Source organism: Dactylosporangium sp. NPDC050688 (genome assembly GCF_040654515.1).
Lineage (GTDB): Bacteria > Actinomycetota > Actinomycetes > Mycobacteriales > Micromonosporaceae > Dactylosporangium.
This window is the reverse complement of the sequence record NZ_JBFAIC010000013.1, coordinates 116,836-141,308: the sequence shown is the minus strand read 5'-3', so window position 1 is coordinate 141,308 and position 24,473 is coordinate 116,836. Positions and strand designations below refer to the sequence as shown.

Annotated in this window: 22 protein-coding genes; 10 read left to right on the top strand and 12 right to left on the bottom strand. The window is 72.9% G+C overall.

What is annotated here, in order from left to right; translation table 11 throughout:
- Window positions 1-413 precede the first annotated feature (413 nt).
- From AB0H83_RS15605 to AB0H83_RS15590, 4 genes are read right to left on the bottom strand one after another with little or no spacing between them, the layout of a single operon-like run.
- A complete protein-coding gene (locus AB0H83_RS15605; RefSeq protein ID WP_360093284.1) occupies window positions 414-974 on the bottom strand; it encodes a DUF4240 domain-containing protein in 561 nt (186 codons plus the stop codon).
- 45 nt (window positions 975-1,019) lie between these two features.
- On the bottom strand, window positions 1,020-3,350 hold the full coding sequence (locus AB0H83_RS15600) for an FtsX-like permease family protein (protein WP_360093281.1): 2,331 nt from the start codon (window positions 3,348-3,350) through the stop codon (window positions 1,020-1,022).
- Window positions 3,351-3,364: 14 nt separating this feature from the next.
- On the bottom strand, window positions 3,365-4,045 hold the full coding sequence (locus tag AB0H83_RS15595; protein WP_360093109.1) for an ABC transporter ATP-binding protein: 681 nt from the start codon (window positions 4,043-4,045) through the stop codon (window positions 3,365-3,367).
- Window positions 4,042-4,566, bottom strand: a complete 525-nt coding sequence (locus AB0H83_RS15590) for a PadR family transcriptional regulator (protein ID WP_360093106.1) — start codon at window positions 4,564-4,566, stop codon at window positions 4,042-4,044. Before AB0H83_RS15590 ends, AB0H83_RS15595 begins: the two co-directional genes overlap by 4 nt.
- Before the next feature lie 270 nt (window positions 4,567-4,836).
- Here AB0H83_RS15590 and AB0H83_RS15585 point away from each other — a divergent pair, with 270 nt between their 5' ends.
- Window positions 4,837-6,684 (top strand): glycoside hydrolase family 9 protein, encoded by a 1,848-nt coding sequence (locus tag AB0H83_RS15585; protein WP_360093103.1) that lies wholly within the window; start codon window positions 4,837-4,839, stop codon window positions 6,682-6,684.
- 51 nt (window positions 6,685-6,735) lie between these two features.
- Here AB0H83_RS15585 and AB0H83_RS15580 read toward each other — a convergent pair whose 3' ends face one another.
- Window positions 6,736-7,698, bottom strand: a complete 963-nt coding sequence (locus AB0H83_RS15580) for a small ribosomal subunit Rsm22 family protein (protein ID WP_360093100.1) — start codon at window positions 7,696-7,698, stop codon at window positions 6,736-6,738.
- Window positions 7,699-7,738: 40 nt separating this feature from the next.
- Window positions 7,739-8,665 (bottom strand): DUF389 domain-containing protein, encoded by a 927-nt coding sequence (locus AB0H83_RS15575; protein WP_360093097.1) that lies wholly within the window; start codon window positions 8,663-8,665, stop codon window positions 7,739-7,741.
- A 76-nt stretch (window positions 8,666-8,741) separates the two neighbouring features.
- Here AB0H83_RS15575 and AB0H83_RS15570 point away from each other — a divergent pair, with 76 nt between their 5' ends.
- The 6 genes from AB0H83_RS15570 (at window position 8,742) to AB0H83_RS15545 (ending at window position 17,470) form a co-directional block, all read left to right on the top strand.
- Window positions 8,742-10,160 (top strand): WGR domain-containing protein, encoded by a 1,419-nt coding sequence (locus AB0H83_RS15570; RefSeq protein ID WP_360093094.1) that lies wholly within the window; start codon window positions 8,742-8,744, stop codon window positions 10,158-10,160.
- Window positions 10,161-10,736: 576 nt separating this feature from the next.
- Entirely contained in the window at window positions 10,737-11,168 is a 432-nt protein-coding gene (locus AB0H83_RS15565; protein ID WP_360093091.1) for a hypothetical protein, read from the top strand.
- A gap of 26 nt (window positions 11,169-11,194) precedes the next feature.
- The gene (locus AB0H83_RS15560) at window positions 11,195-11,653 is read left to right on the top strand and encodes a pyridoxamine 5'-phosphate oxidase family protein (RefSeq protein ID WP_360093088.1); all 459 of its coding nucleotides are present in this window, start codon (window positions 11,195-11,197) and stop codon (window positions 11,651-11,653) included.
- 79 nt (window positions 11,654-11,732) lie between these two features.
- A complete protein-coding gene (locus AB0H83_RS15555; protein WP_360093085.1) occupies window positions 11,733-12,173 on the top strand; it encodes a nitroreductase family deazaflavin-dependent oxidoreductase in 441 nt (146 codons plus the stop codon).
- A gap of 161 nt (window positions 12,174-12,334) precedes the next feature.
- A complete protein-coding gene (locus AB0H83_RS15550; protein ID WP_360093082.1) occupies window positions 12,335-16,360 on the top strand; it encodes a bifunctional nitrate reductase/sulfite reductase flavoprotein subunit alpha in 4,026 nt (1,341 codons plus the stop codon).
- 57 nt (window positions 16,361-16,417) lie between these two features.
- Complete coding sequence (locus AB0H83_RS15545; RefSeq protein WP_360093079.1) at window positions 16,418-17,470, top strand: hypothetical protein; 1,053 nt, start codon at window positions 16,418-16,420, stop codon at window positions 17,468-17,470.
- A 6-nt stretch (window positions 17,471-17,476) separates the two neighbouring features.
- Here AB0H83_RS15545 and AB0H83_RS15540 read toward each other — a convergent pair whose 3' ends face one another.
- The 3 genes from AB0H83_RS15540 to AB0H83_RS15530 all read right to left on the bottom strand — a co-directional run bounded on the left by AB0H83_RS15540 (window position 17,477) and on the right by AB0H83_RS15530 (window position 19,781).
- The gene (locus AB0H83_RS15540; protein WP_360093278.1) at window positions 17,477-17,839 is read right to left on the bottom strand and encodes an EAL domain-containing protein; all 363 of its coding nucleotides are present in this window, start codon (window positions 17,837-17,839) and stop codon (window positions 17,477-17,479) included.
- A 134-nt stretch (window positions 17,840-17,973) separates the two neighbouring features.
- Window positions 17,974-18,681: a phenylalanine--tRNA ligase beta subunit-related protein gene (locus AB0H83_RS15535; RefSeq protein ID WP_360093076.1), complete on the bottom strand. Its 708-nt coding sequence runs from the start codon at window positions 18,679-18,681 to the stop codon at window positions 17,974-17,976.
- 92 nt (window positions 18,682-18,773) lie between these two features.
- Window positions 18,774-19,781 carry a hypothetical protein gene (locus AB0H83_RS15530; RefSeq protein WP_360093073.1) on the bottom strand — a complete coding sequence of 336 codons (1,008 nt, stop codon included), beginning with the start codon at window positions 19,779-19,781 and terminating at the stop codon, window positions 18,774-18,776.
- Window positions 19,782-19,954: 173 nt separating this feature from the next.
- Here AB0H83_RS15530 and AB0H83_RS15525 point away from each other — a divergent pair, with 173 nt between their 5' ends.
- Together AB0H83_RS15525 and AB0H83_RS15520 are read left to right on the top strand one after the other, a co-directional pair.
- On the top strand, window positions 19,955-21,724 hold the full coding sequence (locus tag AB0H83_RS15525; RefSeq protein WP_360093070.1) for a carbamoyltransferase C-terminal domain-containing protein: 1,770 nt from the start codon (window positions 19,955-19,957) through the stop codon (window positions 21,722-21,724).
- On the top strand, window positions 21,721-22,377 hold the full coding sequence (locus AB0H83_RS15520) for a hypothetical protein (RefSeq protein ID WP_360093067.1): 657 nt from the start codon (window positions 21,721-21,723) through the stop codon (window positions 22,375-22,377). Before AB0H83_RS15525 ends, AB0H83_RS15520 begins: the two co-directional genes overlap by 4 nt.
- On the opposite strand, the gene AB0H83_RS15515 is transcribed toward AB0H83_RS15520, so the two are convergent.
- The 3 genes from AB0H83_RS15515 to AB0H83_RS15505 all read right to left on the bottom strand — a co-directional run bounded on the left by AB0H83_RS15515 (window position 22,286) and on the right by AB0H83_RS15505 (window position 24,031).
- On the bottom strand, window positions 22,286-22,798 hold the full coding sequence (locus AB0H83_RS15515; RefSeq protein WP_360093064.1) for a hypothetical protein: 513 nt from the start codon (window positions 22,796-22,798) through the stop codon (window positions 22,286-22,288). The genes AB0H83_RS15520 and AB0H83_RS15515 overlap by 92 nt on opposite strands.
- Window positions 22,799-22,807: 9 nt before the next feature.
- The gene (locus AB0H83_RS15510; RefSeq protein ID WP_360093061.1) at window positions 22,808-23,257 is read right to left on the bottom strand and encodes a hypothetical protein; all 450 of its coding nucleotides are present in this window, start codon (window positions 23,255-23,257) and stop codon (window positions 22,808-22,810) included.
- Window positions 23,258-23,527: 270 nt separating this feature from the next.
- Complete coding sequence (locus AB0H83_RS15505; RefSeq protein ID WP_360093058.1) at window positions 23,528-24,031, bottom strand: GNAT family N-acetyltransferase; 504 nt, start codon at window positions 24,029-24,031, stop codon at window positions 23,528-23,530.
- A gap of 67 nt (window positions 24,032-24,098) precedes the next feature.
- Here AB0H83_RS15505 and AB0H83_RS15500 point away from each other — a divergent pair, with 67 nt between their 5' ends.
- Entirely contained in the window at window positions 24,099-24,473 is a 375-nt protein-coding gene (locus AB0H83_RS15500) for a hypothetical protein (RefSeq protein ID WP_360093055.1), read from the top strand.

The window sequence follows — 24,473 nt, the reverse complement described above, 5'->3', positions numbered from 1 at the left end:
AGCGCCCGGTCCTGCGGCGGGAACCGTTGCCGACGGTCAGGGCTGTGACCGTCGCCCGCCAGCACGGCTGCGAACGGCGCCTCTCTTGCGCCGACGACGGCAGCCGTTGCTCGCGGTCGCGCCTGCGCCCGGTGCTCGGCTGCGCCCGCGCTCGCCAATACGGCTGCGACCGGCGCCTGGTGATGCCCGCGCTCGGGGCCGCACGGTTGCCCGCCTCGCGGTCGTCGCAGGGCCGCGACCGGCGCCCGATCCGACGATGGCGGCCGTTGCTCGCGGTCGTGCCTGCGCCCGGCGCTCGCCAATACGGCTGCGACCAGCACTCGCTCCCGCGGGCGGCGACCGTGGCCCCCGCCCGCGCCCGCACCGGCGTGCCCGCCTGGCGGCGGCCGTCCGGGGCGGGATCGCGCCGTCGGTCAGACCGGCTGGAACAGGGCTGCCAAGCGTGGCAGGCGGCGGTGCGTCTCCTCGTCGTCCTCCACGTCCCATCGCTCGCCCCGCGCCGGCGACGGGCGCTCCGCCGGGCCCGCGAACGCCGCGTCGTAGCCGTCCGGTGAGCCGGTGCGGTGCGTGTAAGCGGTCCGAGGTGCGTACAGCATTTCCTCGCAACCCAGCCAGCCCTTGCCGGTGGTGGCCATGCGACGCACCACCGGCAGGTCGGCGAGGGAGTCAGGGTCGGCGACGGCGCGGTCGAACGCGGTGCGGCCCTGCAGCATCAGGCCCGCGCGGAAGTCCATGAACCCGTCGTCGCCGCAGCCGCCCTCGATGAGATAGGCGGCGGCCCACAGCGGCGCGAGATACGCCGTGTCGAACACCGTCGAGAACACCCGGCTGAACGCGATGATCTGCTCGGGCGCCAGGGCCACGAGCCGGTCCAGGACCGCACCCGGCAACGGGTCGTCGGCCGGGTCACGGTCGTCGGCGCGCTCGCCGCATGCCGAGCGCGCCGACTCAATCAGCTCCCACCACTGCTCCATCCGCACACCCGAGACCGTAACCCCGGGGTACGACAAAAAAATCAGCTACTCGAAGCGCAGCCCGTCAGGGCGCATCAGCCGCCAGAGGGCCGGCAGGCTGGCGGCGGTGACGAGCAGGACGACCCCGCCGGCGATGCCGCACACGATGCCGATGCCGGCCAGGTCGGCCTGGAACGGCACGTCCACGGTGGCCAGCAGCAGCCCGCCGAGGCCGAGGCCGAGCGCCGTGGCGAGGACCAGGCCGAGGACGACCGGCACGAGCGTCTGCCACAGGACCGACCAGCCCATCGTGGACCGGCGGGTGCCGAAGGCGACCAGCGCGGCCAGCGTGCGCCGCCGCTCGCGCAGCTGCTCGATCGTGCCGACGAGCAGGCTCAGGCCGACCAGCAGCAGCGTGACGGTCGCCCCGGCGAACAGGCCGCGGCGGATGCCGGCGAACGTGTTGTCCACGGCGCGCGAGCGCAGGACCGTGACGTCCATCGTCGGGTTGACCGCCATGCCGGCGTTGCGCAGCCGTTCCTCCGCGTCCGGGTCGCCGGGGGCGAGGCCGACGTACGACACGAACGCCGGCTCGGCCCGCGGCGGCGGCGCGACGGACGGCGTGACGAGCAGCCCGATGTCGGACCGGCTGTAGGGGCCGGGGCGGGCCTTGGCCGTGCGGGCACCCGCCGGGACCGTCCACGCGTGCTCGAACTCCTCGCCCGTGGTGACCTCCTGGCCGGCCAGCTCGGGCCGCTCCAGCAGGAACGCGTCGCCGTCGGCGCAGCTGTCCAGCGCGGCGAGCTCTCGCAGCACGGCGCAGTCCGCGACGGCGATCTGGACGTAGACATCCTCGCCCTGGTGCAGCATTTCCCGCCGGTACGTGTGGACCGACGTCGCTCCGGCGGCCTTGAGGCGTGCGTCGAGCCCGGCGGTGTCGGGGACCGCGGACAGTGAGGACATGGTGACGGTCGTGACCGCCTGTACGCGGCTCATGTCCTGGCCGGTGTCCTCGGTGTACTCGGCCTCGGCGGCGGCGAACAGCATCTGCAGCGCGATCGTGCCGGCCGCGGCGACCGCGATCGCGCCCACGGCACGTACGGAACTGCCGCCGGACAGCTGCAGGCGGCGGACCGCCATCTGCCACGACAGCCCGCCCGCGGCGCCGAGCCGGCCGACGAGCCGGTCGAAGATCCACGGCAGCAGCAGCGCGACGCCGAGCAGGACCAGCGACACACCGCCGATGGCCTGCCACGGGTTGAAGTCGCCGCGCCGGCCGGCGAGCGGCACGAGCAGCGCGGCCCCGGCGACCGGGGTGAGCAGCCGCCACCACAGGCGCCGCCGGGTGCGGGCCGCGGCGCGGCGCACGACGCCGAGCGGCTCGACGACGACCCGGCGCAGCGCGACGAGGCTCATTGCCAGGGCGGCCAGCGGCACCGACACGACCAGCAGGGCGAGCAGCGGCAGCGAGGGGCGCACGTCGGAGCTGTACACACTCAGCCGCGCGACCTCGAACAGCTCGACGAACTGCCGCCCGACGAGGAAGAACACGGCGCCGACGAGCAGCCCGAGGACGGCGCTGAGCACGGCCTCACCGGCGGCGATGCGGCGCGTCATGCCGCCGTCGGCGCCGACGAGCCGGACCGCGGCGAGCCGCCGGTCGCGCTGCTCGCCGCCGAAGCGGGTCGCGGCGGCCACGAACATCGCCACCGGCATGAGCAGCACGACGAAGATGACCACGACGAGCATGAGCAGGAACGGGTCGAGCGGCTCGTGGACGCTGCGGCTGCCGTAGCCGTCGATCCGCTGTACCTGTGGCTGGCCGAACACGAGGTCGTCGCGGACCGTGTAGTAGACCAGCTCGGTCGGGCCCGCGAGGCCGGCCTTGCCGATCGTGCCGGAGACCGTGCCCGGCATGCGGTCGCGCAGCAGGGCGCCGCCGGGGGAGTCGAGCAGGTCCCGCAGCGCGGGGGAGACCAGCATGGTGCCGCGCGGCGGCAGGGCCTGCACGCCCGGGGGCAGGACCGGGTGGGCGCCGTCGGGCCGCACCAGCCGTCCGCGGATGCCTTCGCCACGGTACGACGTGGTGATGTTCAGCGTGAGCACGGTCGTGTCACCGGGCGTGATGTCCTCGCTGCCGTACCGGTCGTCGTCGCGGGCGTCGATACGGCTGGCGCGCGCGTCGAGCATCGACGGCACGGAGACCGACAGCAGCAGCACGGCGACGCCGAGGCCGACGCCGACCGCGGTCAGCGCGGTGCGCAGCAGCCCCTCGCGGCCGCCGGTGAGGGCGAGGCGGGCGCCGAGGGCGACCTCCGACGCCCAGCGCCGCAGCCGCCCGGCACGTGCCGGCCCGGGCGCGTGCCGGCCGGCGCCCCCCACCGAGACCCCCGTCATGTCCGTCACGCCGGTCATGCGTGCCGCGCCAGGTCGAGGGCCTTGCCGTCGCGGACGACGATCTCGCGGTCGGCGTACGCGGCGACCCGTGGCTCGTGCGTCACCAGGACGACGGCGGCGCCGCTGTCGCGGGCGGCCTCGGTGAACAGGCGCATGACCCGCTCGCCGTTGAGGGAGTCCAGAGCCCCGGTCGGCTCGTCGGCGAAGACCACCCGAGCCCCGGTGACCAGGGCCCGGGCCACGGCGACCCGCTGCCCCTGCCCGCCGGAGACCTCGCCGGGCCGCTTGCCGGCGACGTCGGTGATCTCCAGGCGCTCCAGCCACTCGGCGGCGCGCCGCTGGGCGTCCTTGCGCGGGTGCCCGTCCAGGCGCAGCGGCAGCGCCACGTTCTCCAGGCAGGTGAGCTCGGGCACCAGCTGGCCGAACTGGAACACGAACCCGAACTCGCCGCGCCGCAGCGCGCTGCGCTGCCCGTCGGACATCGCGGACAGCTCCTGGTCGCGGTAGCGGACCTGGCCGCCGTCGGGGCGCACGATGCCGGCGAGGCAGTGCAGCAGCGTCGACTTGCCGGAGCCGGAGGGCCCCATCACGGCGACGATCTCGCCGGCGTCGATCGCCACCGAGGCGCCGGACAGTGCCTGCGTGGACCCGAACGACTTGGTCAGCTCGTCGGCGACCAGCAGCCCGCCCGTCACGGCCGCACCTTCCTGGCCAGGTCGTCGAGGCGGGCCGCGGTGAGCTCCAGCCAGCGCAGGTCGGCCTCCAGGTGGAACAGCGCGTGGTCGCAGATGAGCTGGTCGGCGAGGTCGCCGGCATTCTTGCGCCGGGTCAGCTCGCGCATCAGGCGCAGGTGCTCGGCGCGCTGGGTGTCCAGCAGCTCCGCCGCGGGCCGGCCGGTCAGCAGCGCCAGGACCACCTTCGTGTAGAGGGTGTTCTGCAGGTACGGCTCGGGCTTCTCCGGCTGCCGGAGCCACTGCTCGACGTCGGCGACGCCGGCCGGGGTGATCGCGTAGCGCTTGCGGTCGGGGCCGTCGCCCGGCTCGACGCCGTCGACGGTGACCAGGCCGTGCTTCAGCAGCCGGGACAGGGTCGAGTAGACCTGCCCGTAGGCCAGTGGGCGGTCGGTGCCGAACCGCTCGTCGTAGGCCCGCTTCAGGTCGTAACCGTGGCGGGGCTGGGACTCGAGGAGCCCCAGAAACGCTTGACCGATGGACATGACGGCGACTCTACACCATGTGTATACCAAGTGTGTATACACGCCTTGTAGAGGCCCTGAGCTGCGGCTCAGCATTTCGTGTCATGCGTTTGTACGAGCAAATGTGCCAACCGGCATTCCCGATTGTGACCGCCGTCACAGGAGAAAGCTTTTGTCCTTTTCTCCGCAGATGTCGCTCGGTAGGTTCGCCCGGACACGCCGCTGATCACCCTATTTCTCCCCCGAGGGTGACGGCGGCGAGCACTGCAACCAGACCGAGAAGGAGAGCCGGTGCGCCTGCCGAACCTGTCCAACAAGGCCAAACTCGCTGCCGTCGCGGCGATCGTGGCGGTCCCCGCCGTCGCCCTGCCGATCGCGTTCGCCAGCAGGGACGGCGGCCTGCCTGGCGTCGGATCGCGCGGCGACGGCGCGGCTTACGCGTTCCCCGCCACGCCCGACCAGATCCCCGACACTCCGGTGCGGGTCAACCAGGTCGGCTACCTGCCCGACGGCCCCAAGCGGGCCACCGTGATCAGTGACTCGAGCACCCCGCTGCCGTGGCAGCTGAAGGACAAGGCCGGCAAGGTCGTCGCCTCGGGCGAGACCACGCCGCACGGCATGGACGACAGCTCCGGCCAGAACACCCACACGGTCGACTTCAGCGCGTACAAAGGTACCGGCAACACGTACACGCTCGAGGTCGACGGCAAGGCCAGCCTGCCCTTCGACCTCGACCCGAAGGCGTACCGGCAGCTCGCGATCGACGCGATGTCGTTCTACTACCCGCAGCGCAGCGGCGTAGCCATCGACGACAGCATCGCCCCCGGCTACGGCCGCGCGGCCGGGCACACCGCCGAGACCCACAACGGCGGCGACACCAAGGTCCCGTGCGCGCCCGGCACCTGCGACTACACGCTGGACGTCACCGGCGGCTGGTACGACGCCGGCGACCACGGCAAGTACGTCGTCAACGGCGGCATCTCCGTCGCCCAGCTCATGAGCCTCCACGAGCGCTCCGCGAAGGCCTCGCAGGCACGCACCCTGCGCCTGCCGGAGGCCGGCGGGAAGACCCCCGACGTGCTCGACGAGGCCCGCTGGGAGCTCGACTTCCTCATGAAGATGCAGGTCCCGGCCGGGCAGAAGCTCGCCGGCATGGCGCACCACAAGGTCCAGGACGTCGCCTGGACCGGGCTGCCGACCGACCCGGCCGCCGACACGCAGCAGCGGGTGCTCAAGCCGCCGTCGACCGCCGCGACCCTCAACCTGGCCGCCGCGGCCGCGCAGGGCGCGCGGGTGTTCGAGGCCTACGACAAGGCGTACGCCGCGAAGCTGCTGAACGCGGCCCGCACGGCGTTCGCGGCGGCGCAGGCCAACCCGAAGGTGTACGCCCCGGACTCCGACTCCACCGGCGGCGGCGCGTACGGCGACACCGACGTCGACGACGAGTTCTACTGGGCGGCGGCCGAGCTGTACATCACGACCGGCGAGAAGAAGTTCGGCGACTTCGTCACGGCCTCGCCGGTGCACAAGTCCGACGTCTTCGCCAACGCCTTCGACTGGCGCGCCGTCGGCGCTCTGGGCCGGCTCGACCTGGCCACCATCGACAACAAGCTGCCGGACCGTGAGCGGGTCCGCGCGAGCGTCATCGCGGGCGCCGACAAGCACCTCGCCACGCTGAACTCACAGGCGTACGGCCAGGCGTACGCGCCCAACGGCGGCTACGACTGGGCATCCAACAGCCAGATGCTCAACAACCTCGCCGTCGTCGGCACCGCGTTCGACCTGACCGGCGAGGCCAAGTACCGCGACGGCGTGCTGTCCGGCATGGACTACATCTTCGGCCGCAACGCGCTCAACCAGTCCTACGTGACCGGCTACGGCGAGAAGGCGTCGAAGAACCAGCACAGCCGCTGGTACGCCAACCAGCTCGACCCGAAGCTGCCCAACCCGCCGCGCGGCACCCTGGCCGGCGGCCCCAACTCGCAGCTGCAGGACGAGGTCGCCTCGGCGGCGCTGAAGGGCTGCAAGCCGCAGCTGTGCTACATCGACGACATCAAGTCGTGGTCGACGAACGAGCTCACCATCAACTGGAACGCGTCGCTGTCCTGGGTCGCCTCCTTCGCGGCGGACCAGACCTGATCTGACCCCGCAGTCACCATGGGCCCGGCCGCTGATCTCCAGCGGCCGGGCCTACTGCGCTGCCGGCGGCGGCGCTGACGGTGGCCAGGGGTCGCCCCACTCGGCGTCCCTGGCGGCCTTGTACACCGGACCCTCCCGCTTCGACACCAGGGTCGGTCCGACGCGCGTGTCCGGGTTGCACACCTGCAAGGTGACGAGCCCCTTACGGAACGCGGGGTGCCGCACGACCCGGCCCGGCGTGGTGTTGTCCCCCTTCGTCAGCGCGACGTAGGAGAACTTCTCGTCCTCATAGCCGAGCTCGGCGCCCTTGAGCCGGCGGTGCAGGGCGGAGCGGTTCACCCGGGCGGAGAAGTGGCACCAGTCCTTGCCCGTCATGCCGCAGGCCAGCTGGTGCGGGCACGGCGCCGCGACGGTCCAGCCGGCCGCGATGAGGCGGTCGCGGGCGTCGAGGATCCGCCGGTACCCCGGGGGCGTGCCCGGCTCGACGAGGACCACCAGCTGCCGGGCCGCGGCACCGGCCTGGTCGACGAGGGCGTGCTGGTCGTCGTCGGTGAGCTCGCCCAGGACGTACGACACCAGTACCATGTCCACAGTGGACAACGGCTCGCCCAGCCGCCACTGCTGCCAGGTTGCCCGGGGCAGCATCCGCGCGCCGAGCTTCAGCGCCTCCGGCACCTGGTCCAGCACCGTCAGCGACTCCAGGCTGGGGAAGGCCTCGAGGGCGGCCCAGGTGGCCGCGCCGGAGCCGCCGCCGACGTCGAGCAGGCTCTGCGGTCGCAGGCCCGGCTGGCCCGGGCCGGGCCGCAGCTGCCCGAGGACCGCGGCGACGGCGGCGTGGGTGGCCGGCATGCGGTAGGCCGCGTAGGCGGTCGCGTCCACCATGGTGCGCAGCAGCGGCTCGTCGGCGGGGCGGCCGCTGCGGTAGTCGGCGATGAGGCGCTGCACCGACTCGGTGAGGCGTTTCGGTGGGACCGCTTCGAGGAGGCGGTCGAGGGCCTCGCGCAGCTCGGTCACGACTGTGCCTTCCGGTCCGTCATCGCTGCCTTCCGGTCCGTCATCGCTGTGCCTTCCTGTTCCAGAACCAGCGTTGGGTGAGGAGGGTGAGCACGCCGGCCGTGATGATCGCGGCCAGGTTCAGCAGCAGCTGGCCGGCGGAGCCGAGCGCCTCGTCCGTCACCCCGTACGCGACGGCGACCGCGATATTGGCCGCGGCCGGCACCGTCGTCACCGAGATGAGCACCCCGATCAGCGGCCCGGCCTTCGCCGACGTCAGCGACAGCATGCCGGCGATCCCGGCGAGGAACCCGACCACCCACGACAGCGCGTCGGGCCGCCAGATGAAGTCCGTCATCGGCCGGTCCCGCAGCAGCATGTCCTTCTCCACCAGGCCCGCGAGGTCCAGCAGGTACGTCGTGCCGACCGTCGCGACGATCGCTGTCAGAAACCCGACCACGAGCGCGGTCGACGCCCGCCTGATGAACCCGGGACGGCGCCTGATGATGCCGACGCACAGCGCCGCGAGGGGGCCGAACTCCGGGCCGACCACCATCGCGCCGACGATCAGGATCGGCTGGTCGAGCAGCACACCGATGCCGGCGATGATGGTGGCGACGGCGAACATCAGCAGGTAGGTGCCGGACAGCTCGGTCTCGTCGCCGGTCTTCTGCTCGATCTCGTCCCAGACGACGGCGTCGCTGGCCAGGCCCGGCGCCGCGTCGGCGGCCGCGGTCGCGACGTTGGACAGCGCCACGTCGACGTGGTCGATCGCGATCGAGCCGACCTCGTGGATCCGCTGCTTCCGCAGCGCGGCCAGCACCTGGCTGCCGGCCTCCCGTACGACGTCGCAGAGCACGAGATCGCCGTCGGGCTGGCGGGCCGCGCCGGGCAGGACGACCAGGTTCGTCGCGCCGGGGGCGGCCTCGATGATCCGGACGACCTCGTCGGTCCGGTCGGGTGGGGAGATGACCCGCAGATGCAGCACCCTTCAATTTTTGTCGGTGGTCGTCGCTACGCTGTCGGCGCCCCTCGTTGCTTCCGTTTCCGAAAGGCCGTGACCGATGCCCCAGACGACCTATCTCGAGCTGTCCGAGGACAGCGGCAGCGCCCACAAGTTCTACGAGGTGACCGTCGACGGCGCCGAGATGTCGATCCGCTACGGCCGCATCGGCGACCCCGGCACCACCAAGACGACGTCGTACCCCGACCATGCCAAGGCAACCGCGGAGGCGGCGAAGAAGATCGGCGAGAAGGTCCGCAAGGGCTACGCGCCGGCCGTCGCGGGCCAGCGGGCCAAGCGTTCCGTGTCCCGCCGCGTCATCGTCAGCGCCCGCTCCACCGCCAAGACCGCCCCGCTGCTGTGGCGCTACAAGTCCGGCTCGTCCGCGTTCGGCATCTTCGTCGACGACCGTGTCTGCATGGTCGGCAACGAGGCCGGCGTCGTCACCACCCTCTCCCACGACGCCGAGGTGCAGCGGCAGTTCCAGCTCCCCGACGGCGTGAAGTGCATCGTCGCCGACGACGACTGGCTCTATGCGGGCTGCGACGACGGCAACGTCTACGACCTGTCCGGCAAGGTCCCGCGCCTGGCGTATTCCATCGCCCCCGACATCGACATCTACTGGCTCGACATCCACGACGGCGTCCTCGGCGTCGCCGACGCCAAGGGCGGCATCTGCAGCATCGACCACGAGGACGACTTCCTGTGGCGCCAGCAGGGCAAGGGCGTCAGCGGCTGGATGGTCCGCTGCGACGACAACGCTGTGCACCACGGCCACAGCAAGGGCGTCACCAGCTATGACTGGCGCACCGGCAAGGAGCTGTGGCACCAGCCGACCCGCGGCGCCGTCCTGTTCGGCTGGCAGGAGCGCGACACCCTGTATGCCGGCATGTCCTCCAACTCGGTCCTCGAGTTCCACAAGGACGGCCGCGCCGGCGTCACGTTCCGCTGCGACAACACCATCTATTCCTGCGCCGCCGCCCCCGACGGCCGCTATGTCTTCGCCGGCGACTCCAGCTCGTCGGTCTACTGCTTCGCCGCCGACGGCCGCCGCCTCTGGAAGCTCGGCACCGGCTGCGGCAGCGCCTACTCGATGCAGTATCACAACGAGCGGCTCTACATCGTCACCACCGACGGCTCGCTGGCCTGCATCGACGCGAGCGAGGAGGCCGTGCGCAACGCCGAGCAGGGCGTCGTGCCCGAGTATGTCGACGTGAAGGCGCCCCGCATGGAGGCCGTCGCCCCGTCCACCAACGTCGAGGTCGCCACCGACCCCTCCGGCGGCGTCATCGTCGAGTGCTTCGAGGAGGGCGGCCGCCTGCGCATCCGGGTCGTCTCGCCCGGGTACCACCAGGACTGGCAGGTCCAGTTCCCCAAGGGCATCCGGGAGCCGCACGCCCGCTACGTCGTCCCGGAGATCCGCGAGGCCAGCCGCGGCGGCTTCTACCGCGCCCACGGCGACATCCGCCGCCTCGTCTGACCCTCCCGCCTGCTCCCATCCACCGCGCGTCCCGCTCGGGCGTCCTGCTCGGGCCCTGCGTGCTGGTCGGCGCGGCGGGCCGCCGCTCGCCGTCGGCGGCACCGCTTGGACGCGGGCGTGCTGGTCGGGCGTGCTGGTCGGCGCGGCGGGTCGCCGCTCGCCGTCGGCGGCACCGCTTGGACGCGGGCGTGCTGGTCGGGCGTGCTGGTCGGGCGTGCTGGTCGGGCGTTGCGTGCTGGTCGAGTCGGCTTCGGGATTGCTGCCTAGGCCGACCGCGGCGGGCACGTGGCGCGATGCCGTGCGCCTGCGGTCGCGCCATCACGCCACGGCCACGGCCACGGCATGCTTCCCCCACGGCGTTGCTGTTGCCTGCCCGGCTGCTTCGGCGTGCCCGGGCGGCAGGTCGTGCGAGCCGGCGCCGCAATGCCCGTGGATGTGGCGACTCCCGGCGCTGCCCGGGCGTCGGTGTGGTGCCTGGTGCGCCGGGCCCACTGTGCGGCGGTTCCCCGGCAGGGTGGGCGTCGCCCGGTCCGGACCCCGGCGGTGGCCGTGTGGGCGGTGGTGCATGATCGTGCGGTGGCAGAAGTTGAGCTGCTCATCGAAGTCGGGGTTGAGGCGGAGGGCGGGCAGGTCAGGCTGTCCGTGACCGGAGCGGGCGCCGGGGTGACCGGCCGGGGCTACGGGCCGCGTGATGCAGTGTCCGGCGCGGGCGAGACCGCGGTGTCCGGCGCGGGTGATAGCGCGGTGTCCGGCGCGAGCGAAATTCTCGTGGCGGTGCGGGACGGTGGCCCGGTGACGGTCCGGGTGTACGACGGCCGCCCCGACCTGCACGGCTGGGCGCTGGTGGACACGGCGCGGCTGGTGGTCGGGACCGACGGGGTCGACGTCGGCACGGTCGTGAGCGCCGTCGAGCACTGGGTGCCGGTGCAGGAGGGGACGGTCACGGTGGAGGTGTGGGTGCGTGGTCCAGACGAGCCGGGTGAGGTGACGTTCGTGCTGTCGCGGTGACGGCGGCGCGGTCATACGCTGCGAGCATGGTCGCTTTCGAGGACGTCGCGCGGGCGGTGCTGGACGAGAACCGGTACGTGGTGCTGGGCACCGCTGACGGCGAAGGGCGGCCGTGGGTGTCGCCGGTGTTCTACACGCTGAGCGGATACCGGGAGGTGGTCTGGATGTCGTCGCCGGAGGCCCGGCACTCGCGGAACCTGGCCGAGCGGCCCGATGTGAGCCTCGTCGTGTACGACTCGAGCCTGCCGGTCGGCGAGCCCGCGGCCGTCTACATGTCGGGGGTCGCGGCCGAGGTCACCGGGTCGGCCGTCGCCGAGATCGCGGCTGCCTACGGCGAGGCGGCGCTGCCGAAGGGCGGGCGCCGGGTCAGGATCGAGGAGGTGACCGGCGACGGCATCTACCGGATGTACCGCGCCACGATCCGTGAGCACTGGATCCTCGACCCGGACAGCCGCCCCGACGGTCGCGCCCCGATCACGCTGTAGGCGGGCGCCCTCGCTGCGGCGTGACGGGCGAGCCCATCAGCAGCCGAGCTGACGGCGGCCCGCCGTACTGTCGACACCTATGACGACCGACGAACCGATCGTGGACAGTGCCACTGGATGGGTGGCTGAGCACATCCGCACCTACGTCGACAGCGGCGGCACCAAAGGGCACCTTTACCACGGACTGCCGACGTTGCTGCTCACCGTCCGGGGGCGCAGATCGGGCGTGCTGCGGCGCACCGCGCTGATCTACGGGCGGTCCGGTGACGACCTCGTCGTCGTGGCGTCCAACGGCGGGTCGGACGGGCATCCCGCGTGGTATCTCAACCTCCGCGACACGCCCGACGTGGACGTGCAGGTCGGCACCGAGCGGTTCGCGGCCAGGGCCAGGACGGCGACCCCGCAGGAGAAGCCGGCGCTGTGGCAGGCCATGGTGCAGATCTTCGCCCGGTACGAGCAGTACCAGGCCGCCGCCGCCCGGGACATCCCGGTGGTGCTGCTGGAGCGCCGCGCGGAGTAGTCACCCGCAGGCGGGCGCGCCTTCACACCCGGACCGCTGTCGATGTGGGGCATGCGTAACGACGTGGCGATGATCGGCGTGACGCGGGCGAAACCCGCGGTTCCTATGCTCGCCGCAGCGTCACGGTCGACGCGTCGGTGCCGGCCGGGCGGAAGGAAGTGATGGTGACAGCACTGGACACGCAGGTCAGGACGGTGTGTTCGTACTGCGGCGTCGGCTGCGGGATCGTGCTGGACATCGGCCGGGGGCCTGACGGCCGGTCGCGGGTGCTGAAGGCGGCCGGTGACAAGGAGCATCCGGCCAACCGCGGGCGGTTGTGCACGAAGGGCGCGACGAGCGCCGACATGCTGGCCGCGCCGGGGCGGCTCGGCACCGCGAAGGTGCGCCGGGAGCGGGGCGCCGCACCGCAGGACGCCGACCTCGACGCGACGATCAGCGAGACGGCGCGGCGGCTGCGGGCGATCGTCGACGAGCACGGGCCGGACGCGGTCGCGCTGTACGTGTCGGGGCAGATGACCCTCGAGGCGCAGTACCTGGCGAACAAGCTGGCGAAGGGCTTCATCGGCACCAACCAGATCGAGTCGAACTCGCGGCTGTGCATGGCCAGCGCGGGCAGCGGCTACAAGCTGTCGCTCGGCTCCGACGGGCCGCCCGGCTCGTACGACGACCTCGACCACGCCGACGTGTTCCTGGTCATCGGCGCGAACATGGCCGACTGCCACCCGATCCTCTTCCTGCGGATGCTCGACCGGATCAGGGCCGGCGCGAAGCTCATCGTGGTCGACCCGCGGCGCACCGCGACCGCCGAGAAGGCCGACCTGTTCCTGCAGGTCAATCCGGGCACCGATCTGGCGCTGCTCAACGGGCTGCTGCACCTGCTGGTGCGGGCCGGCCACGTCGACGAGCAGTTCATCGCCGAGCACACCGAGGGCTGGGCCGCGATGCCCGAGTTCATCGAGGACTACACCCCGGCCCGTGTATCCGAAATAACCGGCATTTCGGAAAACGACCTGACGCGGGCGGCGGCGCTCATCGGTACCGCGGACAACTGGGTCAGCTGCTGGACGATGGGGCTCAACCAGTCCACGCACGGCACGTGGAACACCAATGCCCTGGTCAACCTCCACCTTGCCACCGGCGCCATCTGCCGCACCGGCAGCGGCCCGCTGTCGCTGACCGGCCAGCCCAACGCGATGGGCGGCCGGGAGATGGGCTACATGGGCCCCGGCCTGCCCGGGCAGCGCTCGGTGCTCGTCGAGCAGGACCGGGCGTTCGTCGAGGACCGGTGGGGGCTGCCCCGCGGCACGCTGCGCACCGAGGTCGGCACCGGCACCGTCGACATGTTCCAGCGGATGGCCGACGGGCAGATCAAGGCCTGCTGGGTCATCTGCACCAACCCCGTCGCGTCGGTGGGCAACCGGCGCACCGTCATCGAGGGCCTGGAGGCCGCCGAGCTCGTCATCACGCAGGACGTGTACGGCGACACCGAGACCAACGCGTACGCCGACGTGATCCTGCCCGCGGCGATCTGGGGCGAGGCCGACGGCATCATGATCAATTCCGAGCGGTCGCTGACGCTCGTGCACCGGGCCGTGCCGCCGCCCGGCGACGCGCTGCCGGACTGGCAGCTCATCGCCCGCGTCGCCACCGAGATGGGCTACGGCGCCGCGTTCGACTACGCCGGCGCCGAGGAGATCTTCGAGGAGCTGCGCGCGTTCTGGAACCCGGCCACCGGCTACGACCTGCGCGGCGTCAGCTACGACCGGCTCCGCGAGGGGCCGGTGCAGTGGCCGGCCGGGCCCGGCGCGGCGGCGCGCAACCCGATCCGGTACCGCAACGACGGCGTCAGCCAGCGCCTCCTGGAAGGCCCGGACGGCACCCGGCCCCGGCTGGCGTTCGCGACGCCGAGCGGGCGGGCCGTCTTCCACGCCCGGCCGCACCTGCCGGCGGCGGAGCTGCCGGATGACGACTATCCGTTCCTGCTCAACACCGGCCGGCTGCAGCACCAGTGGCACACGCTGACGAAGACCGGCCGGGTCGGCAAGCTCAACAAGCTCAACCCGGGGCCGTTCGTCGAGGTGAACCCGGCCGACGCCGCCCGCCTCGGCATCGGCGACGGCGACCGGGTCGAGGTCGCCTCCCGGCGCGGCCGGGCGGTGCTGCCCGCGGTCGTGACGGACCGGGTCATGCCGGGTGGGTGCTTCGCGCCGTTCCACTGGAACGACCTGTTCGGCGAGTACCTCAGCGTCAACGCGGTCACCAACGACGCCGTCGACCCGGTGTCGTTCCAGCCCGAGCTGAAGGTCTGCGCCGTCTCGCTCACCCGCGTCGCGGACGTGCCGGACCGCTCCGACCTGCGCGAGATGCTGGGGCTGCCGGCCGCGCCGCCGCAGCTCACCGGCGACGAGAAACGCTACCTCGCCGGGTTCCTCGACGCGCTCACCGCCGCCCCGCCGGACCACACCACCGTGCCGGTCCTGCCGGCGTCGGCGCCGATCAGCCCCGAGCGGGCGTTGTGGGTCAACGGCCTGCTCGCCGGGCGGTATTCGCGGGTACCGGCGAGCGCACCGGCCGTCGTGGCCGCCGAGGAGGGCACGGGCCCGGCCATCCAGGTCCTGTGGGCGTCGCAGACCGGCAACGCCGAGGACTTCGCCGGGGTCGTCGGACGCCGCCTGGCCGAGGCGGGCTGGCAGCCGGTGGTGCGCAGCATGGCCGACGTGGGCGTCGACACCCTCAACGGCCCGGCCGACCTGCTCATCATCACCAGCACGTTCGGCGACGGCGACGCACCCGACAACGGCGCCGCGTTCTGGCAGTCGCTCGACGCGCCCGACACGCCCCGCCTCGACGAGCGCCGGTACGCGGTGCTCGCTTTCGGCGACTCCAACTACGACGACTTCTGCGGCCACGGCCGGCGCCTCGACGCCCGCCTCAGCGAACTGGGGGCGACCCGGCTCACCGCCCGCGTCGACTGCGAGCCGGACTACCAGCCGGCCGCCCACGCCTGGCTCGACCAGGTCATCGCGGCGCTGCGCGCGGTGCCCGGGCAGCGGGCCAGGCCGCCGGCGCCGACCCGCAACCAGCCGGTGACCGCCCGCCTGGCCGGCAACCGGCTGCTGAGCCTGCCCGGCTCGGCGAAGGAGGTCCGGCAGTTCACGTTCGAGGCAGGCGGCGGGGTCCTGCCGTACGAGGCCGGCGACTCCCTCGGCGTGTGGCCCGTCAACTGCCCCGACCTGGTCAGCGAGTGGCTGAAGGTGACCGGGCTGCGCGCCGACGACCCGGTCGAGCTGGCCCAGCACGGCACGCTGCCGCTGTCCGAGGCGCTGCACCGGCGGCTGGAGATCGCCAAGATCAGCCCGGACCTGCTGCGGTTCGTCGCCGAGCGCAACGGTGACCCGCAGCTCAAGACCCTGCTGCGCCCCGACAACCAGGGCGAGCTGGCGAAGTGGACGTGGGGACGGCAGGCGATCGACGTCGTCGCCGAGTGGCCGGTCGACGCCACCGCCCAGGAGTGGGCCGGGGTGCTCAAGCGGCTCCAGCCGCGGCAGTACTCGATCTCCTCCACGCCGCTGCTGGACCCGGACCGGGTCAGCCTCACCGTGTCCGTGCTGCGCTTCGCCAACAGCCGCGGGCAGATCCGCAAGGGCGTCGCGTCCACGTTCCTGGCCGACCTGCCCGCCGGCGGCGAGGTCCCGGTGTTCGTCCAGCGGGCCCCGCACTTCCGCCCGCCCGGGGACCCTGCCACCGCCATGATCATGGTCGGCCCGGGTACCGGCGTCGCGCCGTTCCTGGGCTTCCTGCACGAGCGGCAGGCGCGCGGGGCCCGCGGCGCGAACTGGCTGTTCTTCGGCGAGCAGCGCCGCGACACCGACTTCTACTACCAGGAGGAGCTCCGCGCGCTGCGCGAGGCCGGCACGCTGCACCGCCTCGACCTCGCCTTCTCCCGTGACCAGCGCAACAAGGTGTACGTGCAGGACCGCATGCGCGAGCACGGCGCCCAGCTGTGGTCGTGGCTGCAGGACGGCGCGCACTTCTACGTCTGCGGTGACGCGAGCCGCATGGCCAAGGACGTCGACCGCGCCCTGCGCGAGATCGCCGTCGCCCACGGTCACCTCGCCCCGGACGCCGCCGAGGCGTACGTGAAGCAGCTCAGCGCGGACAAGCGCTACGTCCGCGACGTCTACTGACGCCGCTAAGGTGATGCGTCGTCGAGCTGAGATGTGACGCGGGACGTAAGGGGAGCGATGCGCGGGGTGTACGGGGCGGTTGCCGTGGCGGCGGTGTGCGGGCTGCTCACGGGGTGTGGCGGCCCGGTCGCGACGCCGGCGCCGGCGTCGGCAAGCGTCGCGGCGACCGTGGCGCCGGAGCTGGCCGTGGTGGCGGGCGGCGGGATCGCGGTGCCGGCGGCGAAGCAGCTGCCGGCGGGCGCGGCGATCGCCGGCCCGGACTACGCGGTGCGGCTGGCCGAGGTCGGCACCGCCGACCACCTCGAACCGGTGGTCGTCACCCAGTTCGGCAAGATGCAGTCGGCGACCGGGGTGCCGCGCGAGGCGACCGGCAGCATCCCCGCCGGCGCCGGCAACGAGTTCCTGTTCGTGCGGCTGGCCGCGGTGCCGGGCGTGCAGCGCGAGCCGTCCCCGGAGGTGAAGGCCAGGCTGCGGGTCGCCGACAAGACCCGCACCGTCGAGGGGATCGTGGCGCCCGGTTCGGTCCTCGTCGCGCTCGTCCCGGCCGGCGCGCCGGTGACCCTCGTCGTCGCCGACGCGGGCCTGGACCAGAGCGTCGACGTGCGCACCGGCACCGTCGGGCCCGGCGCCGTGAAGGCGTACCTGAAGCCGCGCCCGTACGGCGAGGTGTCGTACCAGCTCGTCGGGCAGATCAGCGGCGAGCCGAACCGGACCTACGTCGACCTGACCGTCTCCGCGGCCCTGGAACCCTACGACCACCGCAAGCAGGGCACGTGGGCCCCGGCCGGGCGCACGTGGCTGCGCGTGTGGGTGAAGATGAAGATCACCGCCGTCGGTACCCTCGGCGGCACCGTCGACATGCGGCAGAGCCTGCAGCTGTCGGCCGGCGGCAGGGCCGTCACCGTCGAGGCGTCCAACGCGCCGGTCGAGCGCGAGTCGGTGCCGGTCACCGACTACAGCGTCAGCGACGAGGTGCGGATGGAGGTGGCGGAGGGCTCCGTGCCGGCGCTCACCTTCCGCTTCGAGCCCAAGGGCGCCCTGACCCGCGACGGCAAGCCGGCCACGCTGCGGCTGGAGTCCAGCCCGCAGCAGCGGATCACGCTGAAGTAGCCGCGCTCAGCGCACGAGCCCGGACGGCTGCGCGGGCACCGGCGGGCCCGTCATCCACTCGGTGAGCTGCGCGGCCGGGACGGGCCGGGCGAAGTGGTAGCCCTGCGCGGTGCGGTACCCCAGCGACCGTAGCTGCTCGGCCTGTTCCGGTGTCTCGACGCCCTCGGCGACCGCGTGCAGGCGCAGGGCCTGGGCGAGCTGGATGACGGCGGCGGCGACCGGCGCGCGCTGCGAGGCGGGCGCCTGGGTGAACGAGCGGTCCAGCTTGACCTCGTCGACCGGGCGGTCGTGCCGCAGGCGCAGGGTGGAGCTGCCGGTGCCGAAGTCGTCGAGGGAGATGCGCAGGCCCAGCCCGCGCAGCCGGTCCAGGGTGGCGACGGCGGGGCCGAGGTCCAGCGCGAGGGACTCGGCCAGCAGAATGCTGCCATGAGGCTTTGCCGCGTGACGTGCCCGGCGCGCCGTGCCGGGGGCGGGACCGGGCGCGAAACCGGGCCGGGCCGGTGCTACACCGGGGTGACGGCCGCGGCCGGCGGGCCCTGCGCCCCTGCCGCCGGCAGGCCTTCGAGGAGGGTCGCGGCGGGCCAGGTCGCGCGCAGGGCGCCGGCGAGGTCGGTGAGCAGCGCGGTCACCTCGGCGGCGGCGCCCTCGTGCAGGGCCTCCGTGACGATGAACGCCCGGCGGGTCCCGGCGCTGATCGCCGACCAGCCGCTCTGCCGGTTGGTCCAGCGCCGCGCGTGCGCCCGGCCGGCGTCGTCGACGAACACGACCTCGCCCGGTTCGGGGTGCTCCAGCTCGCCGGTGAAGGTGTCGTACCGTTCGGTGCCCGCGGCCCGCCGCACCTCCAGGTCGCCGCTGATCCGGTCGAGGTCCAGCGCCGCCACCGGGATCGCGTACGCGGCCGACACGGCGTTGCACAGGTCGACGAGCGGGTGCAGCGACGGCAGGTCGCCCTCCCGGCGCAGGCGGCGCAGCAGCGACTCCGAGGCGCAGCGGTACTGGGTGGGCTTGAGCCCCATCGCCGCGAACGCCCGCCGCCACGCCTGGATCTGCGGTAGCTGCCCCTCGGCGGTGCCGGCCAGCCGGGCGCGGGCCCGGTCCAGCCACGGCGACGGGTCGGCGGGCGCGCCGGCGGTCACCCCGTCGAGGCGCAGCGTGCCGGCGACGAGCGTGGGGAAGTCCGCGCGGAGCCGCGGATGATGACGGAACTGCACGCGCTCCAGCCTCACCCGGGCCGCCGGCCGGCGGGAAGGACCACTTGCCGCCTTTCCGGCCGGACCAAGGACGAGGTGCGCCCGGGCCGGCGTCAGAGCCGGCGCAGCACGCTCCACTGGGGTTCGGGGACGAAACCGAGCGCCTCCTTCGGGCCCTGCGCGCCCTTGCCGCCGACGATCAGCGGCCGCTGCTGCTCGATGCCCCAGCGGATGAGGCGGGCCAGGTGGTCGAACCACAGGCCGCTGCGCCGGTCGGTGCCCAGCGGCCGGGCGCCCCACGGGCCGAGCACCGGCGCGACCGGATGGTCGAAGGTGACGGTCGCGGCGATCAGCGAGCCGTCGGGGGCGCGGTAGCTCAGCGCCAGCACGTCGGGCAGCCCGAGCACGGTGGAGAACAGGTCCCGCGGCCAGTACCGCAGCGGCGGCCAGCGCACCTTGTGGTTGCGCCGGGCCGACTCGATGCTCAGCCGGAAGAACGCGTCGGGGTCCAGCCCGGCGGTGGCGGCCGGGCCGAAGCTGACGGTGACGGACGGGTCGGCGTCGATGTTGCGCACCAGCCGCTGCTGGTCGACCCGGCGGGACTTGCGCAGCGTGCGCAGGTAGGCGTCGTAGTCGGCGAACGTGTTGCGCAGCAGCAGCGCCGGCACCCCGGCCCGGACAAGGGTGACGCCGCGCAGCAGTTCGGGCAGCTCGCCGCGGTAGATGTGGCGGTACATGACCGCCTGCAGCCGCCGCCCGTAGGCCTGCCGCAGCGCGGTCTCGAGGGCCCGGACCGCGGCGCCGAACAGCTCCGGCGGCGGCCCGCCCGACGGGTGCAGGGTGCCGGGCAGCCCGCCGGTGAGCGCGATGCCGGGGAACGCGCCGATGACCATGCTGTCCACGTCGGCGACGGCGAGGCCGAGCCCGCGCAGCCGGCGCAGCCGCAGCGAGCCGAGCCCGACGACCTTGCCGCCGTCGCGGAACGCGCCGGCGAGCACCGGGCCGCGCCGGGTGGCGGCGAGCGCGCGCATGACCGGCCAGTCCCGCACCTGGTGCAGCTCCGCGTCGCGGACCGCGGACGCCCACCACGACGGAGCGGCGGAGGCGGCCGGGTCGCTCAACTCGAACGTGAGATCAGCTTCAATACAGCTGATCTTCCGCCATGATCTGCCGCCGGTCAACAATCCTGCCGTAAGCCTTCCTTTAGTAAGAATCAACGTCAATACTTTTGCAGGTTGTCGGGCGACGGGACGATCTTCAGTCGACGGGATGGGAATCAATGTATGTTCTCGGTTTGAGTCAGCACCACGACTCCGCGGCCGCACTCCTGCACAACGGGCAGATCGTCGCGTTCTGCGAGGAGGAGCGGTTCAGCAGGGTCAAGCACGACGGCAGGTTCCCCGGCCTGGCGGTGCAGTGGTGCCTGCGCAGCGCCGGTATCACGCTCGCCGACGTCGATCACGTTGCGTACTTCTTCCAGGGCCGGAAGCTGCTGTGGCACGCCGCCAAGCATTTCCTGCGGTACTTCCCGGCGACCCTGGGTGTGCTGCGCAACGACGCCGGCGACTACGGTGACAAGGCCCGCAGCTTCCGCGCCACCGCGACGGGCCGGCAGACCTCGACCAGCGCCGACGACCACCACATGGGCGGCACCCTGCTGGTGCTGTACCGCCGGGCGTCACAGCTGGAAGGGCTGCTGCGCGCGGCCACCGGCCACGAAGGGCCGACCAAGATGAAGATCCACCTGGTCGACCACCACCACGCGCATGCCGCCAGCGCCCTGCACATCTCGCCGTGGGACGACGCGGCGATCATCGCCTGGGACGGCATCGGCAGCGACGGCACCAGCACCCTGCTCGCCACCGCGGAGGGTGACCGCATCCACGACCTGCGCCGGGTCAAGTTCCCGCACTCCCTCGGCGCCATGTACGCCGACGTCACCGGCTGGCTCGGGTTCCACCCGACCCGCGACGAGGGCAAGATCATGGGGCTCGCCGCGTACGGGCGGCCGACGTTCGTCGAGCAGTTCCGTGAGCTCGTACACCTGGACAGCGACGGACGCTACGCGCTGAACCTGAGCTGGTTCAACCACCACGCCACCGGCAAGCACCAGGTCTCCGACAAGTTCCGGGCCACGTTCGGCCCGCCCCGGCCCAAGACCCGCGACGCCGTGCCGCAGCACTACGCCGACGTCGCCTACGCCCTGCAGAACACCCTGGAGGAGGCGGGCCTGCACGTCGCGAGCTGGCTGCACGCCAAGACCGGCAACCCGCGGCTGCTCACCGCCGGCGGCGTCGCGCTCAACAGCGTCATGAACGGCAAGATCCTGCTGCAGACCGGGTTCCAGGAGTTCTTCGCCCAGCCGGCCGCCGCCGACGACGGCTCCGCGCTCGGCGCCGCGACCGTCGTGTCGACCGGCCTCGGCCTGCCCCGCCCGAGCGGCGAGTACATCTTCCTCGGCCCGTCCTACACCGAGTCCGACATGGAGAAGGCGCTGACGGAGGCCGGCCTGCAGTACGAGCGCCGCGACCCGATCACGAAGACCGCCGCCGCGGCGATCGCCGACGGCAAGATCATCGGCTGGTTCCAGGGCCGCAACGAGGTCGGCCCCCGCGCGCTGGGCAACCGGTCGATCCTCGCCGACCCGCGCGGCGCCGACACCAAGGACCGGCTCAACGAGAAGGTCAAGCATCGCGAGCCGTTCCGCCCGTTCGCGCCGTCCTGCCTGGTCGAGCACGCTGGTGAGTACTTCGCCAGCGACTACCCGAGCCCCGTCATGCTGCTCGTCTTCGACGTGCTGGAGCACCAGCGGGCGGCCGTGCCGGCGATTACCCACGAGGACGGCACCGCCCGCGTACAGACCGTGTCGCGCGCCGACAACCCGCTGTACTACGAGCTCATCAGCGAGTTCCACGCCCTCACCGGCGTGCCGATGGTGGTGAACACGTCGTTCAACGACAACGAGGAGCCCATCGTGTGCACCCCGCAGGACGCGGTGCGCTGCTACCTCAAGACCGACATGGACGCCCTGGCGCTGGGCCCGTTCTGGACGGCAAAGGCGTGATCCGTCGCTGGTGGTGGCTGGCCGCCGGGATCGCCGGCGCCGCGATGACGGTGCTCATCATGGGCGTCCTGCCACCGGACCGCACCATCGACAACCCGGCGGAGTTCCTGCTGCGGATCAGCCCGGTGCTCTTCGCGGTGCTCGCGATCGGCGGTTTCCCGCAGCGGGCCGCGCCGGGCCTGGTCCTGCTCGCGGCCGTCGTCGTCGGGTACATGGGCGTGCTGGACACCCTCTACGTGCTGCGGGTCGTCGCGCTCGCCGACGGCGGCGAGTTCGCCCCGTTCTACCAGATGGCCATCTTCGTCAACGCGTTCACCATCCTGGCCATCCTGTTCGGCTACCGGCTCGGCGGCGCGACGACGCAGCGGGTGCTGCGGCTCGGGTTCGCCTCGGCGCTGGTGCTGGTGTCCGGCCTCAACGACCTCACGTTCTACTACCTCAACGACTGGCCCGACGGCCGGCCGGCCCGGCTGGACTGGGCATCGCACATCACGGTCTTCGTCGGCGGCACGGCCACCCCCACGGTCGCGATCGTCTTCTGCGCCGTGCACCTGCTGCTGGCTACGGCCGTGCTGCTGGTGCCGACGTCCACACTTCGGCGTCGGCGAGAAACCCCGCAGCCGTCCCCGGCACCGTCCGTCCCGCAACCATGAGGGTGCCCTCGGCGCACTTCGCGTACACCGTGGACAGGTTGAGATCCTGACCCTGGAAGGCGTCCACGGTGATCAGGCGGTGCCCCGACGGCCCGCGCAACGCCACCTCGACCCCGCCGCCGGCGACCGTGCAACCGGCGGCGAGGTCGAGCTCGAACGTGACCGGCGCCTCGGTCACCGCCGGCTCCGGCCACGGCAGGCCCTCGACCTCGGGGAAGTGCCGGGTGAACGTCCCGGCCAGCCAGCGGCCCAGCACCGGCGTCGCCGTGACGACCGCGGTGCGCCCCTCGTGCCACAGCACGATCGCCCGGCCGGCCCCGTGCGGCGACCAGTCGACCCGCCACAGCGACACGAACGCGACCGTCGCCCCGTCACGCTGCACCGTCAGCCCCGGGTTCGCCCCCACCAGCAACACCGACATCCGTCGATCCTAGTCCCGCGCGCCGAGCAGCCGGTCGGCGAGGGCGGGCAGGTCGGCGGCGGTGCCGTGGTGGTGGTCCCACAGGGTGCGGCAGCGCACCGTCGTGCTCACGTGGTGCCCGACGGTGAACACGGCCTCCGCGCGGAGGTTGCCGTCGCGGCGCAGCCGGACCGCGAGGCCCGCGCGGCCGTCGCCGAGGCGGGCGACGGTGCCCGGGCGCAGGGCCCGCAGGTCGGCGGCGAACGCGGCCAGGTCCGTCCACCGTACGAACAGCGTGTCCGAGCAGGGGCGTTCCTGGCCGTCCAGCGCCGGCAGCAGCGTGTCGCGGGGCACGTCGAGGGTGCAGTGCGCGTACACCGGGTCGCCGCCGGGCAGGTCCTGCCAGCTGCGGCCGCTGCCGGCGGCGATGCGCAGCCCGATGCCGTGCACCGGGTCGAAGAACATGACGCGGGTGCTCACGCCGTCACCTCCGCTGCGCTCCGGCGCCGCCGTGAGCCAAGACTGCGCCTATGGTTCGCGGCTCCTCCGCTGCGCTGCGGCCCGCTCACGCCGTCACCTCCGCTGCGCTCCGGCGCCGTCGTGAGCCGAGACTGTGCCTATGGTTCGCGGCTCCTCCGCTGCGCTGCGGCCCGCTCACGCCGTCACCTCCGCTGCGCTCCGGCGCCGTCGTGAGCCAAGACTGTGCCTATGGTTCGCGGCTCCTCCGCTGCGCTGCGGACCGCTGATGGCTCACGGCAGGTGCTTGACGAACGTGAACGCGTCCAGGCCTGGGCCGTCGTAGTCGCGGTGCAGGGGCAGCCCGTCGACCTCGGTGTCGCCCGGCTGCAGGGTGAAGCCGAGGCCGGTGTGGAACGCCACCGACCGGCGGTTGGCGAGACCGGTGATCGCGTGGACCTCGCGGACGCCGCGGGCCGCCATGTCGGTGCAGAAGCGCTGGTACAGCGCGGCGCCGACCCCGGAGCGCCGCAGTTGCGGGGCCACCCCGACGACGTGGATGTAGCCGACGGCGGGGCGGGACTGCGACACGAACCCGACGAGGAACGCGCCGAGCGTGCCGCCGGGCAGGTCCAGCACGTAGCTGGTGTCGGTGAAGTGCTGAAAGAACAGCCGGGGCAGCAGCATCGACCGGTACTGTTCGCCGGCCTCGCCGCCCAGCCCGTCCCACCAGTCGACGAGCACCGCCGTGACCCGGGGATGGTCGTCCTCGACCGGATGCCGCACGTTCTCGATCATCGTCACATTGTTGTCCCACCCGCCAGAGGCTGACGCGGCGGCCCCGCGTCGGCTACGGTGCAGCCGCATGGGGGACCTGTTTCTGATGGCGCCGCGGCTGGCCTACTCCGTGCCGGGGGTCGTCACGCTCGTCGTCGGCGTGGTGCTGCTGTGCGTGCGCCGGCGGCAGCTCGCACCCCGTGCCTGGTCGCTGGGCGTGGCCGGCCTGGGGGTGCTGCTGGCCGGCGCGCTCGCCGACGTCGTCGGCCTGGTGCTGCTGGAGTGGCTCATCCACGGCGGCGGGCTCGAGCGCACCACGGTCGTGTTCGCGGGGGCGAGCCTGCTGTTCATGGTCCTGGACGTGCTGGGCACGGCGCTGCTCATCGCCGGGCTGCTCTCGACCGCCCGCCCGGCGGACCCGTGGGACCAGCCGCCTCCCGGCCCGCGCCCCGAGCTCGGCTGA

Coding starts and splice junctions, on each gene's coding strand:
- AB0H83_RS15605 (WP_360093284.1), bottom strand. CDS start 974: ATGGAGCAGTGGTGGGAGCTGATTGAGTCGGCGCGCTCGGCATGCGGC.
- AB0H83_RS15600 (WP_360093281.1), bottom strand. CDS start 3,350: ATGACGGGGGTCTCGGTGGGGGGCGCCGGCCGGCACGCGCCCGGGCCG.
- AB0H83_RS15590 (WP_360093106.1), bottom strand. CDS start 4,566: ATGTCCATCGGTCAAGCGTTTCTGGGGCTCCTCGAGTCCCAGCCCCGC.
- AB0H83_RS15570 (WP_360093094.1), top strand. CDS start 8,742: ATGCCCCAGACGACCTATCTCGAGCTGTCCGAGGACAGCGGCAGCGCC.
- AB0H83_RS15560 (WP_360093088.1), top strand. CDS start 11,195: ATGGTCGCTTTCGAGGACGTCGCGCGGGCGGTGCTGGACGAGAACCGG.
- AB0H83_RS15555 (WP_360093085.1), top strand. CDS start 11,733: ATGACGACCGACGAACCGATCGTGGACAGTGCCACTGGATGGGTGGCT.
- AB0H83_RS15550 (WP_360093082.1), top strand. CDS start 12,335: ATGGTGACAGCACTGGACACGCAGGTCAGGACGGTGTGTTCGTACTGC.
- AB0H83_RS15545 (WP_360093079.1), top strand. CDS start 16,418: ATGCGCGGGGTGTACGGGGCGGTTGCCGTGGCGGCGGTGTGCGGGCTG.
- AB0H83_RS15515 (WP_360093064.1), bottom strand. CDS start 22,798: ATGTCGGTGTTGCTGGTGGGGGCGAACCCGGGGCTGACGGTGCAGCGT.
- AB0H83_RS15505 (WP_360093058.1), bottom strand. CDS start 24,031: ATGATCGAGAACGTGCGGCATCCGGTCGAGGACGACCATCCCCGGGTC.
- AB0H83_RS15500 (WP_360093055.1), top strand. CDS start 24,099: ATGGGGGACCTGTTTCTGATGGCGCCGCGGCTGGCCTACTCCGTGCCG.